The 17,536-nt window shown below is 66.9% G+C and carries 18 protein-coding genes; 8 read left to right on the top strand and 10 right to left on the bottom strand.

Annotated features, from left to right (window positions below; all coding sequences use genetic code 11):
• Positions 1 to 113: 113 nt before the first annotated feature.
• Genes AZC_RS06485 through exbB form a run of 3 tightly spaced genes read right to left on the bottom strand, consistent with a single transcriptional unit; the run spans position 114 to position 2,098 of the window.
• A complete protein-coding gene (locus AZC_RS06485) occupies positions 114 to 968 on the bottom strand; it encodes an energy transducer TonB family protein (protein ID WP_012169791.1) in 855 nt (284 codons plus the stop codon).
• Entirely contained in the window at positions 965 to 1,432 is a 468-nt protein-coding gene (gene exbD / locus AZC_RS06480) for a TonB system transport protein ExbD (protein WP_012169790.1), read from the bottom strand. Before exbD ends, AZC_RS06485 begins: the two co-directional genes overlap by 4 nt.
• A 3-nt stretch (positions 1,433 to 1,435) precedes the next feature.
• Positions 1,436 to 2,098, bottom strand: a complete 663-nt coding sequence (gene exbB, locus AZC_RS26405) for a tonB-system energizer ExbB (protein WP_420794818.1) — start codon at positions 2,096 to 2,098, stop codon at positions 1,436 to 1,438.
• A gap of 731 nt (positions 2,099 to 2,829) precedes the next feature.
• On the opposite strand from exbB, the gene AZC_RS06470 reads away from it, so the two are divergent.
• A complete protein-coding gene (locus AZC_RS06470; RefSeq protein ID WP_043878996.1) occupies positions 2,830 to 3,249 on the top strand; it encodes a DUF2946 family protein in 420 nt (139 codons plus the stop codon).
• 200 nt (positions 3,250 to 3,449) lie between these two features.
• Positions 3,450 to 5,555, top strand: a complete 2,106-nt coding sequence (locus tag AZC_RS06465; RefSeq protein ID WP_012169787.1) for a TonB-dependent receptor family protein — start codon at positions 3,450 to 3,452, stop codon at positions 5,553 to 5,555.
• A gap of 45 nt (positions 5,556 to 5,600) precedes the next feature.
• Here AZC_RS06465 and AZC_RS06460 read toward each other — a convergent pair whose 3' ends face one another.
• On the bottom strand, positions 5,601 to 6,968 hold the full coding sequence (locus AZC_RS06460) for a sugar porter family MFS transporter (RefSeq protein WP_012169786.1): 1,368 nt from the start codon (positions 6,966 to 6,968) through the stop codon (positions 5,601 to 5,603).
• 199 nt (positions 6,969 to 7,167) lie between these two features.
• Between AZC_RS06460 and rimO the strand changes: the two genes are divergently transcribed.
• On the top strand, positions 7,168 to 8,520 hold the full coding sequence (gene rimO / locus AZC_RS06455; protein WP_012169785.1) for a 30S ribosomal protein S12 methylthiotransferase RimO: 1,353 nt from the start codon (positions 7,168 to 7,170) through the stop codon (positions 8,518 to 8,520).
• A 259-nt stretch (positions 8,521 to 8,779) separates the two neighbouring features.
• Here rimO and rpoZ read toward each other — a convergent pair whose 3' ends face one another.
• Positions 8,780 to 9,166, bottom strand: coding sequence for a DNA-directed RNA polymerase subunit omega (gene rpoZ / locus AZC_RS06450; protein ID WP_012169784.1), 387 nt, complete (start codon positions 9,164 to 9,166; stop codon positions 8,780 to 8,782).
• 201 nt (positions 9,167 to 9,367) lie between these two features.
• Here rpoZ and AZC_RS06445 point away from each other — a divergent pair, with 201 nt between their 5' ends.
• From AZC_RS06445 to AZC_RS06435, 3 genes are read left to right on the top strand one after another with little or no spacing between them, the layout of a single operon-like run.
• Positions 9,368 to 9,973 carry an NYN domain-containing protein gene (locus AZC_RS06445; RefSeq protein WP_012169783.1) on the top strand — a complete coding sequence of 202 codons (606 nt, stop codon included), beginning with the start codon at positions 9,368 to 9,370 and terminating at the stop codon, positions 9,971 to 9,973.
• A gap of 8 nt (positions 9,974 to 9,981) precedes the next feature.
• Complete coding sequence (locus AZC_RS06440; protein ID WP_012169782.1) at positions 9,982 to 10,617, top strand: uracil-DNA glycosylase; 636 nt, start codon at positions 9,982 to 9,984, stop codon at positions 10,615 to 10,617.
• A gap of 18 nt (positions 10,618 to 10,635) precedes the next feature.
• Complete coding sequence (locus tag AZC_RS06435) at positions 10,636 to 11,103, top strand: c-type cytochrome (RefSeq protein ID WP_012169781.1); 468 nt, start codon at positions 10,636 to 10,638, stop codon at positions 11,101 to 11,103.
• A gap of 6 nt (positions 11,104 to 11,109) precedes the next feature.
• On the opposite strand, the gene AZC_RS24300 is transcribed toward AZC_RS06435, so the two are convergent.
• Both AZC_RS24300 and AZC_RS06425 read right to left on the bottom strand, forming a co-directional pair.
• On the bottom strand, positions 11,110 to 12,465 hold the full coding sequence (locus AZC_RS24300; protein ID WP_012169780.1) for a DUF7256 domain-containing protein: 1,356 nt from the start codon (positions 12,463 to 12,465) through the stop codon (positions 11,110 to 11,112).
• A 141-nt stretch (positions 12,466 to 12,606) separates the two neighbouring features.
• The gene (locus AZC_RS06425) at positions 12,607 to 13,167 is read right to left on the bottom strand and encodes a peroxiredoxin (protein WP_043878995.1); all 561 of its coding nucleotides are present in this window, start codon (positions 13,165 to 13,167) and stop codon (positions 12,607 to 12,609) included.
• A 399-nt stretch (positions 13,168 to 13,566) separates the two neighbouring features.
• Between AZC_RS06425 and AZC_RS06420 the strand changes: the two genes are divergently transcribed.
• Both AZC_RS06420 and AZC_RS06415 read left to right on the top strand, forming a co-directional pair.
• On the top strand, positions 13,567 to 14,364 hold the full coding sequence (locus AZC_RS06420; protein WP_043878994.1) for a DUF1217 domain-containing protein: 798 nt from the start codon (positions 13,567 to 13,569) through the stop codon (positions 14,362 to 14,364).
• Between the two features lie 173 nt (positions 14,365 to 14,537).
• Positions 14,538 to 15,332 (top strand): DUF1217 domain-containing protein, encoded by a 795-nt coding sequence (locus AZC_RS06415; RefSeq protein ID WP_043878993.1) that lies wholly within the window; start codon positions 14,538 to 14,540, stop codon positions 15,330 to 15,332.
• Between the two features lie 39 nt (positions 15,333 to 15,371).
• On the opposite strand, the gene AZC_RS06410 is transcribed toward AZC_RS06415, so the two are convergent.
• The 3 genes from AZC_RS06410 to dapA form a co-directional block, all read right to left on the bottom strand.
• A complete protein-coding gene (locus tag AZC_RS06410) occupies positions 15,372 to 15,899 on the bottom strand; it encodes a GNAT family N-acetyltransferase (protein WP_012169776.1) in 528 nt (175 codons plus the stop codon).
• A gap of 7 nt (positions 15,900 to 15,906) precedes the next feature.
• Positions 15,907 to 16,386 (bottom strand): SsrA-binding protein SmpB, encoded by a 480-nt coding sequence (gene smpB / locus AZC_RS06405; RefSeq protein WP_043878992.1) that lies wholly within the window; start codon positions 16,384 to 16,386, stop codon positions 15,907 to 15,909.
• 90 nt (positions 16,387 to 16,476) lie between these two features.
• On the bottom strand, positions 16,477 to 17,376 hold the full coding sequence (gene dapA, locus AZC_RS06400; protein ID WP_012169774.1) for a 4-hydroxy-tetrahydrodipicolinate synthase: 900 nt from the start codon (positions 17,374 to 17,376) through the stop codon (positions 16,477 to 16,479).
• Positions 17,377 to 17,536 lie beyond the last annotated feature (160 nt).

Raw genomic sequence — 17,536 nt, 5'->3', positions numbered from 1 at the left:
TTATCACAGCGCACCCGCCAAGTCCAAAGCCTACCTGCCCACCAGCCTTGCACCCCATGCCACACCCAGGCGCGTTTCGCGCTTGGACGCATTGTCCGCTGCGGCGCGGACGGTCAGCGGACGTTGAAATCCACCGGCACGGTGAAGGTGATGCTGGCTCCCGCCACTTCGGCGGGCGGTGCCGGGAAGGGCGAGGCGCGGCGCACCATCTCCAGCGTCTCCTCATCCAGCAGCGCGTGGCCCGACGTGCCGGCGAGGCTGGCGCCGATGACGCGGCCGGCCCGGTCGATGGTGAAGCGCAGGCGGGCGGTGCCCTCCTCCCGCTTGGCGCGTGCCTCGGAGGGATAGCGCTTGTAGCGGTTGAGATGGCCCACGATCATGCTGCGCCACGTGGCCGGCGCCGTGGATGCCGAGGACGAGGCGCCCGCGGACGGCGCCGCAATGGCATTGGACGTCGGCGCATCGAGCTTGGGCGCAGCACTGGTCACCGGCGCGGCCGGGCGACGGCTCGCCTTCTTCTCTGGCTTCTTCTCTTCCGGCTTCTTCTGCGGCGGAGGTGGTTCCTGCACGATCGGGCGCGGAGGCGGCAGCACCGCCTCGGCCATCACGGGGGGCGTCGGCAGGTCCGGCATCTTCTCGATGGGCTCCTCCACCACCTCCGGCGTCGGCGGCGGGGTGGAGTCTTCCATGGTGTCCGGCGCATCCGGCACCGGCTCGGGGGCCTGCACCATCTGCGGTCCGGGCGCCACGTCCTCGGTCTCGGAAGGCGGCGCCACCGGCAGCGGGGCGAGGTCGATCATCACGGCGGCCGGCGGCGGCTCGCTGATGCCCTCCACCTTGTGCCACTTCAGCCCCGCATAGACCGCGCCGCCGTGGATCGCGAGGATCAGGGCGCCGGCCAGCACCCAGCGCCCCACCGGCAGCGGCCCGTGGTGCTCGTGGTGATGATGCGGGTAGGTGGCCGTCACTGGGCGGCTCCCGCCGCGGGCGGGGCACCAGCGGGCGCGGTGGCGGCCGCGGCCGTGTCCAGGCCGACGAGACCGATCTTCAGATAGCCGGCCGAGCGCAGAAGATTCATCACCTCCATCACGTCGCCATAGGGCACGGCCTTGTCGGCGCGCACGAACACGCGCTGCTGGCGGTCGCCATGGGTCACGGCGTCGAGGGCCGCCGGCAGGCTGTCGCGCTGCACTGCCTCGTCGCCCACCGAGAGCTTGAGGTCCGGCTGGATGGTGAGGAACAGCGGCTTGTCCGGCCGCGGCTGCTGCTGGGCATTGGCCACCGGCAGGTCCACCGGCACGTCCACCGTCGCGAGCGGCGCCGCCACCATGAAGATGATGAGCAGCACCAAAATGACGTCGATGAAGGGCGTGACGTTGATGTCGTGGTTTTCGACGAGGTCATCCCCGCCGAGATCAAGCTTCGCGGCCATGGCTCACTCCGCCGCAGCGCGCAGACGGTTGGCCCCCGAGGCCTCGCGATCGAGATCGCGGGAGAGGTGGCGCATCACCTCGGCCGAGGCGTCAGAGAGGCTCGCCTTGTAGTTGGAGATGGCGCGGGCGAAGACGTTGTAGATGATGACCGCCGGGATGGCCGCCACGAGGCCGATGGCGGTGGCGAGCAGCGCCTCGGCGATGCCGGGGGCGACCACCGCGAGGTTGGTGGTCTGCGCCTTCGAGATGCCGATGAAGCTGTTCATGATGCCCCACACGGTGCCGAACAGGCCGATGAAGGGCGCCGTGGAACCGATGGTGGCGAGAAGGCCCGTGCCGAGCGACATGCGCCGGCCCGCCGCCGCCTCGATGCGGTTGAGCGATATGGCGACGCGCTCCTTGATGCCTTCGGCAGGCAGGGCCCGGGAGGCTTCGAGTTCGCCGAGCGCCGACTGGATGAGGCGGGCGGAGGCGCCGCCGCGCGGCGGCAGGGCGCGGGCGCTGCCCAGCAGGTTGGATGATTCGCGCAGGGTGTGCAGCGCGCGCCGCACCTGACGGTTGGCGGTGGTGAGTTCGAGCACCTTCACCAGCCAGATGGTCCAGGTGATGACGGAGGCGAGCGCGAGGCCGCTCATCACCACCTTCACCACGATGTCCGCAGCCATGAACATGCCCCAGGGGGACAGGTCATGGGGCAGCAGCGCCGCCGGCCGGGGCGCGGCTTCCGCGGCGGGCGCAGGCGGCGCGGGAAGCGCAGGCGCAGCCGCCGAGGCCGGAGCAGCGCCAGCGGGGGCGGTCGGGGCGGGCGGAGTGGCGGGAGCCGTAGCCGGAGGGAGCTGGGCCGTCGCGGGGGCAAGGGCGGCCGACGGCGGCGGCGGTGCACCGACGGGCGCCGGCGGAGCGGAAGGCTGCACGCCGTAAGGTGACGGCGCCACGGGTGCGGGCTTCGGCGCTGTGGGGGTAACGGCGGGCGCGGCCGCCACCGGGGCGGTTGTCTGCGCGAGGCGCAGTTTGTCCTCGGCCCGGGCTCCGCAGCTGAGGGTCAAGGCAACGGACAGCGCAGCGACGGCTGCCATCGCACCCCGCACACGCGCCACAGGCTTGGAAGAACCACCGCGTATCGTCATCACGCCACCAGCAATCGATCGTTCAAAGGACATCGGTTGGCTGGCGATCCCCGATCGCACGGGGAATTGGCTGGCTGGGTCCCTTATAACGCGTTTTCGCCGCGCTGCGGAATGAAAATGTGCGCGGAACGACCGTTGTGCGCAGATGACGCATCCGGTGACGTTGCGAAAATCGCCGCGGATGTGGCATCCATATGGATCAATTGCGGCAAGCGCCGCGCGCGTCCGCCGCAGGAGCGGACATTTCCAGCCATCCAGAGGCCGACGCAGTGGCGGGTTCCCCAGCACCCCTTCTGACGCCGCAGAGGCATCCCGCGGCCGCGCATGCGCGCGGCGGTGCCCGCATCGGCCTGAGCTGGCTTGCCGCCTATCTTCTCGTCTTCCAAGCGCTGATCTCGGGCCTTGCGCTCGGTGCCATGGCAGCGCCGGCGGGGAATGACGGGTTCATCCTCTGCCTCGGCACCTCGGCCGATCAGGATCACGGTGGTCCGGACACGCCGTCCAAGGCACACGATTGTTTCGCGTGCCCGCTGGCCGGCGGAACGCCAGTCCTGCCGGGCCCCCTCGCCTCGCCGCTGAAGCGGGCCTTCGTGGTGCTGGCACCCGAAGCCGGGCGTTCGGACTGGCCGCTTCTCTCCCACCGGGCCGCCACGTCGGCCCGTCCCCGCGCACCGCCCGCCACGGCCTGAGATTGCGCACGCTGGAGCGTTCGCGGCAGGCCCTGCGCCTGCTGCCGCCCTTCGGGCTGCGGCACTCGAGGTCAATGGCTGGCTACCGGTTGGCGATCGAGAACCGCAGGCGCTGAAGGGCACCGCTCCCGCCATTTCCGCCCATAGCTCGTTTCTCAGGCCCGGCCGCCGATGGGCGCCGGAGGCCGCGGTGCATTGCCATGCCTTATTCCCCACCCCGTCCCCTGCTTCGGGGCGCCCTTCCGCGCGCCCTCCTTGCCGCCACCGCGCTGGCGCTTCCCGGTTCCGCTCTCGCCCAGCAGGTCCCCGCTGCCGCGAGCGCGGTGGAACTGCCCACCATCTCCGTGCAGGCGGCACCGGGCGGCAGCCTTACCGTCCCGTCCGAATCGCAGGCGCGGGCGAACATCGAGCTCACGCCCGGCGGCGCCGAGGTGGTGGGCGCCATGACATGGGATGACACGCAGGCCAAGACCATCAAGGACATGCTGGACTTCGTGCCGGGCGTGTTCGCGCAGCCGAAATGGGGCGAGGACACCCGCCTGTCCATTCGCGGCTCCGGCATCTCGCGCAGCGCGCACCTGCGGGGCATCCAGCTGTTTCAGGATGGTGTTCCCCTGTCCTCCGTGGATGGCGGCGGCGACTTTCAGGAGATCGACCCCACCGCCTTCCAATATGTGGAGGTGTTCAAGGGCGCCAACGGCTACCAGTTCGGCGCCAATGCGCTGGGCGGCGCCATCAATTTCGTGACGCCCACGGGCCGCACGGCGAGCCCGTTCGAGGCCCGCTTCGACATCGGCTCCTTCGGCTTCTATCGCCTTCAGGCGAGCAGCGGCGGTGCGCAGGGCGCCTTCGATGGCTTCGTCACCGGCTCGTGGCTGACTCAGGAAGGCTTCCGCGACCACTCCGCAGGCGAGAACACGCGCGGCAGCGCCAATTTTGGCATCCAGCTCAACGAGAGCCTGGAGACGCGCTTCTATCTCAATGCCACCAATGTGAACCAGCAGATCCCCGGCGCCGTCTCCAAGACCGTGGCGCTGAATTCTCCGCAGACCGCCAATCCCACCAACGTGCTGCTGAATTACCAGCGCAACATCGAGTCCGTGCGCCTCGCCAACAAGACAACGGCCCTGCTCTCCGACACCACGAAGCTGGAGGCCGGCGTCTTCTACACCAACAAGGATCTCAACCACCCCATCTTTCAGGTGCTGAACTACAATTACGAGGAATATGGCGCCTTCACCCGCCTCGTGGACGAGCGCAGCATCGGCGGCTTCAACAACCGCCTCGTGCTCGGGATCAATTACGGAACCGGCACCACCGACGCCAAGCGCTACAACAATGTGGCGGGCATCGCCGGCGCCCTCGCCTACTGGAGCAACGACAGCGCCACCACGACGACCTATTATTTCGAGGACCATTTCTATCTGGCCCCGAACTTCGCCTTCGTCGGCGCCGGCCAGTTCCTCACCGCCAGCCTCGACCGCACGGCCTTCTACAAGGCGGTGTCGGGCGGCAACGACTACAACCTGTTCCTGCCCAAGGGCGGCTTCGTCTACGAGATGGCGCCGGGCGCGCAGGTCTTCGGCAACGTCTCGCGCTCCGGCGAGATACCGACCTTCTCCGAGCTCACCGACTTCGGCAGCGTGGTCATCGGCAATCTGAAGGCGCAGACGGCGACGACGGTCGAGATCGGCACCCGCGGCCGCCAGCCGACCTACAGCTGGGACGTCTCGCTCTATCGCTCGTGGGTGCAGAACGAGCTGCAGTGCCAGGACCCCGGCAACACGCAAGGCCTCACCTGCACGGTGGTCAATCTCGGCAGCACCATCCATCAGGGGCTGGAGCTGGGCTTCGGCGTGCAGGTGCTGAAGGATCTCTTCACGCCCGGCCCGATCACCGACAGCATCTGGCTGAATGTCGCCTACACCTACAGCGACTTCTATTTCGACAATGATCCGGTGTGGGGCAACAACCGCCTGCCGGGCATCCCGCCCCACTATCTGCGGGCGGAACTGCTCTACAAGCATCCGAGCGGCTTCTACGCAGGGCCGAACGTGGAGTGGGTGCCGGTAGCCTATTATGTGGACGACGCCAATACGCTCGACACCTCGCCCTACGCCCTGCTCAACTTCCGCACGGGTTACGACAACGGCAAAGGGCCGGCGGTCTATCTCGACGCCCGCAACCTTCTGAATGTGAACTATATCGCGAGCGTGAGCGTAACCGGTCGGGCCAGTCCAAACCAGGCGCTGTTCGAGCCCGGCAACGGCCGCTCTGTGGTGGTGGGCACGCGCTTCAAGTTCTGAGCGCAGGGTCCGGGCCGCCGCCTTCGGGCGGCGACCCGGTCGGGGTCAGGTCCTGTCCGGCGCGCGGGTGGCAAGGGCGCTGAACGGCTTGCCAGCCTTCAGATGCGCCTCGATCTCCTCCAGCGACACCTGGCTGGTCTCCGGCACGAGGCGGGCGGTGAATACGAGCCCGGCGAGGCAGACCAGCGCATAGATGCCGAACACACCCGCAAGGCCGATGGCCTCCACCAGCACGGGGAAGGTCAGCACCACGATAAAGTTGAACACCCAGTTTGTGATGGAGGCCGCGCTCATGCCGGGGCCGCGCAGGTGCAGCGGGAAGATTTCCGACATCATCACCCACGGCAGCGGCCCGATGGCGACCGCGAAGGCGGCGATGTAGAGCAGCAGCCCCACCAGCGCGAGCGCCTGCAGATCGCTGGCGCCCGTGCCGGCCGCCACCGCGATCATGCCGAGGCTGAGCGCCGCCCCGGCAAAGCCGATGAACATGAGCTTGCGCCGGCCGATGCGATCGATGAGCCCCATGGCCACGAAGGTCATCAGGACGTTGACGCATCCCACACCCACGGTGGCGAGCATCTGGGTGGAGGTGTTGTCGAAGCCGGACAGGCGGAAGACGGTGGGCGCGAAATAGATTACCGCGTTGATGCCGCTGAGCTGCTGGAGCAGGAACAGCCCCATGCCCACCACCAGCGCCGGCCGCACGGTGGGGCTGAGCAGGTCGCGCCAGCCGCCCTGTGCCTCATCGGCCGCCGCCGCCTTCTCGATCTCCCGCAGCTCGGCCACCACGTCGCGATGATCCCGCGGCAGCCCCTGCGTGCGGGCGATGACCGCGCGGGCCTCGTCGCGCCGCCCGCGCAGCACCAGCCAGCGCGGCGTGTCGGACAGCACCACCACGCCGAAGAACAGGATCAGGCCCGGCACCATTCCCGTGGCGAACATGGTCCGCCAGCTATCGGAGAAGACGTAGCCCACCAGATAGGCGCCGAGGATGCCGAGCGTGATGGCGAGCTGATAGATGGACACCAGCATGCCCCGGATGCGGGCGGGGGCGGTCTCCGAAATATAGAGCGGGGCGATCATGGCGGCGACGCCGATGGCCAGCCCGAGCAGAAGGCGGGCGATACACACATGGGCAAGGCTCGTCGCCACCGCAGACAGCAGTGCGCCGAAGACGAACAGCAGCGCCGCGCCCAGCAGCAGCTTGCGCCGCCCCATGGGCCCGGCCAGCCAGCCCGCGAGCAGCGCCCCGCCGATGGCGCCGAACGGAACCGTCGCGGTCATCAGCCCTTCGGCCAGGGGAGAGATGGTGAATTCCGCGCGCAGGAGATGCAGCGCGCCGGCGATGACGCCTTCATCAAAGCCGAAGAGCAGGCCGGCGATGCCGGCGATGGACGCGATCAGATAAATCATGCGGGCACCCCAACCGGACAGGCTGGAGTTGTGTACCTTGGGCGCCACGGGACGGAAAGGCGCAAGGAGGACGGTACCGTGGGATGCGCCCGGACAGCGCCCGCGCCGGGCAGCCATGCGGCAGCGGGATTGACGGGCGGGTCAACCTCCCGTAACGCCTCTGCGCTCTCTGATACCAAACGGACCTGCGCGCCACATCATGGCCGAACCCACCAGCACGCTCTCGACCGCAACCCCGGCGGCGCCCCGCATCTCCTTCGTTTCGCTGGGATGCCCCAAGGCTCTGGTGGACAGCGAGCGCATCGTCACGCGCCTCAGGGCGGAAGGCTATGAGCTGACGCGCAACCACGACGGCGCCGATCTCGTCATCGTGAACACCTGCGGCTTCCTCGACAGCGCCAAGGCGGAAAGCCTCTCGGCCATCGGCGAGGCGCTGGCGGAGAACGGCAAGGTGGTCGTGACCGGCTGCATGGGCGCCGAGCCGGAGCAGATCCGCGCCGTCCACCCGAGCGTGCTCGCCATCACCGGCCCGCAGCAATATGAAAGCGTGCTTGACGCCGTGCACCAGGCGGTGCCGCCCAAGCACGATCCCTTCCTGGACCTCGTGCCCGAACAGGGCGTGAAGCTCACGCCGCGCCACTACGCCTATCTGAAGATTTCAGAAGGCTGCAACAACCGCTGCACCTTCTGCATCATCCCGAAGCTGCGCGGCGATCTCGTGAGCCGCCCGCTGAACGAGGTGATGCGCGAGGCGGAAAAGCTGGTGGCGGCCGGCGTGAAGGAACTGCTCGTCATCTCGCAGGACACCTCGGCCTATGGCGTCGACCTGAAATATGCCGAGAGCCGCTGGAAGGACCGCGACTGGGCGACCCGCTTCTTTGATCTGGCCGATGCGCTGGGCGATCTCGGCGCCTGGGTGCGCCTCCATTACGTCTATCCCTATCCGCACGTGGACCGGGTGATGGAGCTGATGGCGAGCGGCAAGGTGCTGCCCTATCTCGACATTCCCTTCCAGCACGCCAGCCCCACCGTGCTGCGGCGGATGAAGCGTCCGGCGGCGCAGGAGAAGACGCTGGCCCGCGTGCTGGCGTGGCGGGATGCGGTGCCCGACATCACCCTGCGCTCCACCTTCATCGTCGGCTTCCCCGGCGAGACCGAGGAGGAGTTCCAGGAACTGCTGGACTTCCTCGACGAAGCACAGCTCGACCGCGTCGGTTGCTTCAAGTTCGAGCCGGTGGCGGGCGCACCCGCCAATGCGCTGGAAAATCCGGTGCCGGACGAGGTGAAGGCCGAGCGCTACGACCGCTTCATGCTGAAGCAGCAGGCAATCTCCGCCCGCCGCCTCAAGCGTAAGGTGGGCACCCGCCAGCAGGTCATCATCGACAGCGTGACGCCCGGCGGCGCCATCGGCCGCACCAAGGGCGATGCGCCGGAGATCGACGGCTCGGTGAAGATCGCCTCCCGGCGCCCGCTGCGCGTGGGCGAGATCGCCACGGTGAAGATCGAGGCGGCGGACGCCTATGATCTGATCGGCTCTGCCGTCGGCTTCTGACGCGGCGGCTACCCGCCGCCCCTTGAAATACCCGACACAGATACCCTCTCGTCCAGCCTTAAGCGGAGAGGGACGCGTCATCGCGTCCCAAGGCGGATGCGCGGCCGGCGAACGGATTGCCGCGCGACGGACGCCATGCAAAACTGTGCCAACTCAATTCAAAAGCTATGCACACAATGCAAAACGCCAGCAGAATCCCGAGAGACCCTGCTGGCGTCGAATTTGAAGTGCGGGACCGCACGCGGCCCCAGCGGGGTGGTCACCCCTCGTCGTCGTCCGTCTGCTCCGGCGGCACAAGGCCCTGGAGACCGGCGAGGAGTTCTTCCTCGGTCATGCGGTCCAGAACGATATCGGCGTCGTCGACGCCGCCTTCGCTGCTGGCGATGAGCGGCACGGACTCGGGCTCCGGCTCGTCCACTTCCGTGTACTTCTGGAGCGAGTGGATGAGGTCTTCCTTGAGATCCTCGGGGCTGACCGTCTCGTCAGCGATCTCGCGCAGCGCAACGACCGGATTTTTGTCGTTATCGCGGTCCACCGTGATCGGCGAGCCGGACGAGATCATGCGGGCGCGATGGCCGGCGAGGAGGACAAGCTCGAAACGGTTGTCCACCTTATCGATGCAATCCTCAACGGTGACACGGGCCATGGTGTCGGCACTCCTTGGTGCGCGCTACGGCTGGGCGAAGCGTGGGAAAGTTTGGCGCTATATCCGATTTGGGATTAGCAGGCAAGCAACCGATGCGTTTTTCGCTTGCGCTCGGACCCGCCATGCTTGAGAAATGGCATGCGATACAAATTTAAAATCCCTGTAGGGTAACGTCTAGTTTTTAGGGTCGGTGAAACGAATATGCAGGGTATGGAAAAGATCGCGCTGTTCATCGATGGCGCCAATCTGTATTCAGCCACGAAAGCTCTTGGATTCGATATCGACTACAAGCGCTTGCTAAAAGAATTCCAGAGCCGCGGGTATTTGCTCCGCGCCTTCTACTATACGACACTGGTCGAGGACCAGGAATATTCGTCCATCCGCCCGCTGCTGGATTGGCTGGATTACAACGGTTATTCCGTCGTAACGAAGCTCGCGCGGGAGTTCACGGACAGCCAGGGCCGACGCCGTGTGCGGGGCAACATGGACATCGAGATCGCCGTCGATGCCATGGAACTGGCCGGCAGCCTCGACCACATCGTCCTCTTCTCCGGCGACGGCGATTTCCGCTCTCTTGTGGAAGCCCTGCAGCGCAAGGGCGTCCGCGTCAGCGTCGTCTCCACCATCTCGACCCAGCCGCCGCTGATCTCCGACGACCTGCGCCGTCAGGCCGACGTCTTCATCGATCTGGTTGACCTTCAGGCGAAAATCGGACGTGATCCGGCCGAGCGCGCCAACCGCCTTCAGGAGACGCCCCGTTTCCTTGAGCGGCGCGGCGCCCCCGTGGCGGACCCGAACGAGAACTGACCGTTTCGATGCTTGCAGACCCGGGGCGCGATTGCCCTTTGTGCCCGCGCCTCGTCTCCTTCCGCTCCACCTGGCGGGCGGCGGAGCCGTCCTGGTTCAACGCTCCGGTTCCGACCTTCGGACCACAGGAGGCTCGCCTGCTCATCGTCGGCCTCGCCCCCGGCCTGCGCGGAGCCAACCGCACGGGACGCCCCTTCACGGGCGACTATGCGGGGGACCTGCTCTACGAGACGCTCATCCATTTCGGCTTCGCGCGCGGCACCTATCGCGCCGATCCCGATGACGGCCTGGAACTGATCGACGCCCGTATCGTGAATGCGGTGCGCTGTGTGCCGCCGGAGAACAAGCCGACCACGGAAGAAATCCGCACCTGCCGCCCCTTCCTTGCGGCAGCGATGGCGCAGATGCCGCGCCTGTCCGCCATCGTGGCCCTCGGCAAGATCGCGCATGATTCCGTTGTGGTGACGCTGGGCGAACGCATGTCGCGCGCGCCCTTCGGCCATGGGACCCGGCGCGAGATCGGCGGCCATACGGTGTTCGGCAGCTATCATTGCTCCCGTTACAACACCAACACCGGCGTACTGACGCCCGAGATGTTCCGCGCCGTCTTCTCGCAGGTCCGAAGCTTCCTCGACGCTGCCTGAGGGGGCCACGGGGCGGACATGCGGCACCCCCTCCTCTCCATCGCTCTCGGCGTCGGCATCGGCGCCTGCGCGGTCGCTCTGGCATGGCGGTTCTGGCCGGGCTTCGCGCCGAGCCAGCGCCCGCCCCGGCCGGTGCCGGAAAACGCCACCCTCGCCGACCTGCTCCGCGATGCGGACCCGGCCGCCGGAGCGCAGGTCTTCCGCATCTGCGGATCCTGCCATTCCGTCGGACGCGCCGGCGGCAATCTCGACGGACCGAACCTCCATGGCGTGATGGGCAGCCTGATCGGCCGGAACAGCCCGCGCTTCAGCTACACCGCTGCCCTGCAAGCGGTGGGCGGACGCTGGACGCTCGAGCGGATGGATGCCTGGCTGAAGGACCCGCAAGCCTTTGCGCCCGGCACCAGCATGGGCTTTGCCGGGCTTGAGTCCGCCCGCGACCGGGCCGACGTCATCGCCTACCTGATGCGGCAGACGGGGCCCTGAGACCCGTCAGAACAGCGTGCGCATGGAGACGAGATCGAACGGCACCGCGTGACCCGCAAGGTTCCACATGCCCGCGGTCTCGCGGATGACCAGGAAGAAGGGCGACAGTTCGTCGAAGCCGTCGCCGGTGATCACGGTGCCGCCGAACTGGAGGTCGTCATACTTCAGCTCGAGCCCGAGACGATCCCATTCCTCGCTGAAGGCGGGCACATAGCCGTCGGGATTATGCCCCTCCCCGAAGTCCACCGGCTCACGCCCGGCATTGGGATCCTCCGCCGGCGTGATGCTGAGGGCCAGAATGTCCCAGGGGCCTTCCGGCCGGCGGCCCGCCAGCCGATGCAGATAATAGTCGCTATCGAACGGCTCCTGCCCATTCCAGCCGAACAGGCGCTGGGCCGCTGTCGTCTGCCGCCAGTCCTGCCACTGTGCGTCCTCATTGGCTGCGGTCCGGATCGGCTCCGGCGGCTCGCACTCCGGTCCGTTGAACTCTGCCTCGGTCAGCCAGATGGCGGCATGGGTGGAATAGAGGATGTCGTAGGAGCGGAACTCCATGGGATGGCGGTTGCGCAGAGAGGCCACGAAGGGCGCGATCGCCGGATCGGGCGCCTCAGGCAGCGCCCGTCCGTCCATGGCCATGGTCATCACGTCCAGCACCTGCGGCGCGCTGCGGTTCTCCGTAGTGGTGTCGCTGAAGAGCGCGAGCGCCACATATTGCGCACCATGGACCCGGTAGGGCTCCGGCACCCGCACGGTGAAATGGTGCTCCAGAGGCAGGCCGGTCTCGGTGGACAGCGGCCATTGCGCGGGCGTGATGCCCCGCGGCAGGCCGCAGCACCAGCCCTCCGGCGCGTCGCTGCCGCGCGGCTTCAGACCCGGAACGACGCGCACGTTGAAGGCGGCGGAGGGCGGCGTGAGGCTGAGATCGCGCCAGGAGGGATAGACGGCCTTCGGATGGAACAGCTGGATGCGCTGAACCTTGCCATAGCCCGTCTCAACGAACTGGCGGGCGCCGCTCGGCAGGTCGCGCGATCCGAAGCGATAGGGCGCGCCGCCCTCCGGCGGCTTGGAGAGATGGAGATCCGGCGCGACGGCGGCGAGCTCCGCCTCCGGCATGCGCACCCGCAGGCCCGCAATGGAGACCTCCGGATCGAAATTTCCGCGAAACTCGATCCGCCCCAGCCGGCCCGCACGATCAAGGCGCGCGGTCACATGGAACGAGCGGTCCAGGTAGCGCACCCACCCGCCCTCATGGGGAAGCGGCGCCCGCCAGCGGGAGCCCACGGCCGCTGCCAGCTTCTCGGCGGGGTCGCCGGGACGGAGCGCACCAAGGGCCTGCATGTCGGGGGGCGTCGGTTCCAGCATATGCGTCTCCCTGTCTGCGCAGGTCCGCAGACCTGCCGGGAGGCGAAGGCTAGCGCCGGACAGAGGGGGGGGAGAAGCGATAAATCCATCGCTTCCTCAATGCCTTAACCCGCAACCTCCGGGGAAGGTCGGATGATCCGGTCAGCCCCTGTCATAGGTCCGGAAGAACTCGACCACCTGCCGCGCGCTCTCCTCGGGCGGAAACACGGGATAGAAGGTGTGGGCGATGGCCCCATCTTCCACGACCAGCGTGAGCCGCTTGAGGAGTTTGAGCCCGCCGACCTCGAAGGTGGGGAGCCGGATGGCGCGGGCCAGTTGCAGGCCATGGTCGGAGAGCAGCGGAAACGGCAGGTTGAGGCGTGTGGCCACTTCCTTCTGATGTTCCGTGTCCTGCGCCGAGAGGCCGAAGACGTGCTCGATGCCGACGGCCCGCAGATCCTCCAGATGGTCCCGGAACGCGCAGGACTGCACGGTGCAGCCGCGGGCGCCAGGTATTTCGTCCCACCCCTCCAGCGGCGGCTCGCCCGGCCGCGCGGTGCGCGGATAGACATAGACCACCGCACGACCGGACAGGTCGGAGAGATCCACCGGATGGCCATGGGTGCCCATGAGCCGGATGATCGGCAGCTCCAGCCCCGGCAGATGGTCTGCGGCGCCGTCATCCTCGGGCACGGGCAAGGCGGCGGGATCGAGGGCACTCATCTGACATGCTCCGGGTGACGGTATCCAAACGCGCCCGATTGTAGCGCAGCCTGACACCGCCGCCAGAGGTTTGCCCGCCTCCGGCCGCACCGTCAGCGCCCCGCATCGAGCGCGCAACATGGAAGGCTTGCGCAGACCTTGCAGCAACATGCACGCAAACCTGCCGCAACGGCCTGAAGATTACGGCCGGATTAAAAATATCCGTCCGATCTCGGAAAGTATCCCTGCTTGCCGTAGCGTCCCGAATACACCGGCCCCCGCCGTTGGGTCAGATGACGAAACGACAGGCGACGACCCTCAACTTAGTGTGTGGTGAGCACAAGGCGCCTCGCCATTAATCTCACTGCGCTGGAACAGGTCATGCGGCAGGAGCCGCCACCGGGGCTGGGGAGCGGGGCCATGAGCATCTATCTTGGGTCGACATTCGCGACCTTCAATTATTATTCCAAGAACAGCGATACGGCCCTGAAGCAGGAAGCCGCCCAACCCGAGGTGGCCCGCGATACGGCCTATTACGAGGCCAATATCGGGTCGGTCACGAGCGTGGACGACTTCGTGAACAACTATCGCCTGCTCAATTATGCCATGACCGCCTATGGCCTCTCGGACGAAACCAACGCCAAGGCCCTGGTGAAGCAGGTCCTCAGCAGCGATCTCTCGGATTCCTCCAGCCTCGTCTACAAGCTCAACGACCAGCGCTACCTGAACCTCGCGAAGGCTTTCGCCAATCTCAATCCCAACGATTCCGCTGCCAGCTATACGGCCGCCACGACCCAGCAGGTCGTGAACAGCTATCTGGAACAGCAGTTGGAGAACGACGTGGGCCAGCAGGACGAGGGCACGCAGCTCGCGCTCTATTTTCAGCGCAACGCCGCGAACATCACCTCCGGCTATTCGATCCTCGGCGACAGCCAGCTCTGGAAGGTGGTTCAGACCGTCTACGATCTGCCGGAAAGCCTCGGTTCCATCGACATCAACCAGCAGAAGGATCTGGTGGAATCCAAGGTGAACATCGCGGACCTTCAGGACCCCACCAAGGTCTCCGCCCTGCTCGACCGCTTTTCCGCCGTCTGGGACGCCACCAACAGCAGCGCGGCCAGCAGCGATCCGGTGCTGGAGCTCTTTTCCGACGGCGGCTCCGACGCGTCGGCCTCGGGCGCATCCAGCAACATCCTCGATCTCGAATACGGCGGCTGACCGCCTCCGCCGGACGACAGCTTCACGCAAGCCTCGCGCCAGCCGCATCGTGCAGGATGCAGCCGTGGTTTCAGGACTTGCGTTCTCCTGCCGCGCGCTCTGGCGCGCCCGCGGGCTGGACACAAGACCCCGGTGCCACGACAATGCGTTGGAGACGGTGGGGACTGTCAGCCATGGCTATCGATTTCGGGTCGACGTTCGCGACCTATAATTATTACCAGAAGAACAGTGCCATGGCGCTCAAGACGAAGGCCGCCGAGCCGATCGTCAAGAACGACATCGCTTATTTCAGGGCGAACATCACCAAGGTCAAAACCGTCGACGAGTTCGTCGGCAACTACCGCCTTTTCAATTTTGCCATGAATGCGTTCGGCCTCAGCGAGATGGCCAACGCCAAGGCCTATATGAAAAAGGTGCTGAACAGCGACCTGTCCGATTCCTCCAGCTTCGTGAACAAGCTGGCGGACGACAAGTTCAAGGTGTTCGCCCGCGCCTTCTCCAACCTGAACCCGACCAACGCTCTGACCACCGTTCCGGCCACGGCCGACGACGTGGTTGGATACTACCTCAACCAGTCCATCGAGACGGAGTTGGGGCAGACGGACCAGGGCGTTCAGCTGGCGCTCTACTTCAAGCGCAACGCCGCCACCATCAAGTCGGCCTACAGCATCCTCGGCGACCCGGCGCTCTATAAGGTGGTGAAGACGGTGTTCAACCTGCCCGACAACATGGGCAAGGTGGACATCGCTCAGCAGAAGCGGATCGTGGATGCGAAGCTGAACGTCAACGATCTTCAGGACCCGACGAAGGTGAACAAGCTGCTCCAGCGCTTCGCGGCGATCTGGGACGCGACGAACAACACCGCCGCCAACAACCCGATCCTGACCCTGTTCAACACCAGCAGCTCGCGCAGCTCCGTCAGCAGCGGCGCCGCGTCCTCGATCATCGGCCTGAAGTACGGCGGCTGATCCCGCTGGCGCCGGGCGGCCCTTCGCTTCCCCAGTGGCCTAAAGGTCGCGCGAGAGCACCACAAGCGTCCCATGGCCGGCCTTCACGGGCCGGCCGAAGGGCATGCGGCCGATCTCGGCAAATCCCCACTTCTGATAGGTTCGCACCGCCCAGGGCGCCGTTTCCATGGCATCGAGCCACAGATAACCCGCGCCTTCATCGCGTGCGCAGGCGGCCGCCTCGTCCAACAGGCGGCGGCCCAGCCCCTGCCCGGTCGCTGCCCGCGCCAGATAGATGCGCGGCACCTCGGCGCCGGCCGACCGGCCCGTCACGGGCTCCGGCACGCCGAGAAGCAGCGACAGGAAGCCAAGCAGCGCGCCATCATCTTCCACGAGCCACACGCGCGCATCGTCGCGGGCCAGCAGGTCTGCGAAGGCGTCCGGCCCGAAGGTGGCAAGCTGCGCGGCATAGGCCGCATCGTCGTCCCAGAGAAAGGCGTAGCTTTCCGCATAAAGTGCCGGGCCAGCCGCCCCGAGACGCCGGGCGTCGACCGGGCCGGCGCGGCGGATCACGGGGCCGACCGACATGGCCGTCTCAGCCGCGATCGCGCATCAGGCGGGCTTTGTCGCGGTTCCAGTCCCGCTCCTTCACCGCCTCGCGTTTGTCATGGGCCTTGCGGCCCTTGGCGAGGGCCACTTCCACCTTCGCCCGGCCCTGCTCGTTGAAATAGATTTTCAGCGGCACCACGGTCATGCCCTCGCGCTCCACTGCCACGGTGAGCTTGTGGATCTGCCGCTTGTGCATCAGCAGTTTGCGCGGGCGGCGCGGCTCGTGATTGAAGCGGTTGGCTTCCAGATATTCCGGCACGTAGGAATTGAAGAGCCACAGCTCGCCATTCTTGCCGCCGGCATAGCTCTCGTGGATCGTCGCCTTGCCGGTGCGCAGCGCCTTCACCTCGGTGCCCTTCAGCGCGATGCCCGCCTCGAACACCTCGCCGATGTCATAGTCGAAGCGCGCCCGCCGGTTGTCGGCGACCACCTTGCGGGGCAGCTCCTTTTTCTTCTTCTCAGCCATCACACTCTCGAAACGGGACGGGGCACGGGTGGCGCCCCGCCCTCGGCAGCGCGGACGCGGCCGGATGTCGCCATCCGGCCCGGCGCAGGATCAGTTGATGAGGCCGGCATGGACCATGGCGCTCTTCACCACGGCCTTGGTCGGCTCCGAGACCGGCACCATGGGCAGGCGCACGTCCTCGGCCATCTTGCCCAGAACGGACAGGGCATATTTGGTGGGCGACGGGTTGGTTTCAACGAAGAGCGCCGTGTGCAGCGGCACCAGCTTGTCCTGGATGGCGAGCGCGGCGGCATAATCGCCCCTGGTGCAGGCGGCCTGGAACTCCGCGCACAGGCGCGGGGCAACGTTCGCCGTCACCGAGATGCAGCCCACCCCGCCATGGGCGTTGAAGCCCAGCGCGGTAATGTCCTCGCCCGAGAGCTGGATGAAGTCCTTGCCCAGCGTCTGGCGCTGCAGGGACACGCGCGACATGTTGGCGGTGGCGTCCTTGATGCCGACAATGTTGGGGAACTCGCGCAGACGCGCCATGGTCTCGACGCTCATGTCGATCACCGAGCGGGCGGGGATGTTGTAGATGAAGATGGGCAGGCTCACCGCCTTCGCGATGGCCGCGAAGTGCTGGTACAGGCCCTCCTGCGAGGGCTTGTTGTAATAGGGCGTAACCACGAGCAGGCCCTGCGCGCCGACCTTCTCGGCATGCTGGGAAAACTCGATGGCGGTCGCCGTATCGTTGGAGCCCGCGCCGGCCATCACCGGCACGCGGCCGGCGGCCTGCGACACCGCCCACTCGATCACGCGCTTGTGCTCGTCGTGGCTGAGCGTCGGGCTCTCGCCCGTGGTGCCCACCGGCACGAGCCCATTGGTACCCTCGGCGATCTGCCACTCCACGAGATCGCGGAACGCTTTCTCGTCCAGGGCCCCATCGCGGAACGGCGTCACGAGCGCGGTAAAGGAGCCACGGAACAGAGCGTTGGGCGAAGCGGAAGACATGGCAGGGCCTTGTTCTGGGTTATGAACGCACCCGCCCCCTTGGCGCGGGGCAAAGCGGACCGCGACAGATACAGCGTTGTCCGCGTCAGCGAAAGGCCCCAGCGGTTCCTGCGCCCGCCGAGACGGGGCGTTGATCGCCGCGCGAACTCGCCTCAGGATA

This window comes from Azorhizobium caulinodans ORS 571 (genome assembly GCF_000010525.1).
GTDB lineage: Bacteria > Pseudomonadota > Alphaproteobacteria > Rhizobiales > Xanthobacteraceae > Azorhizobium > Azorhizobium caulinodans.
The sequence above is the reverse complement of the archived record's forward strand: the minus strand, read 5'-3'. Positions and strand labels throughout refer to the sequence as shown.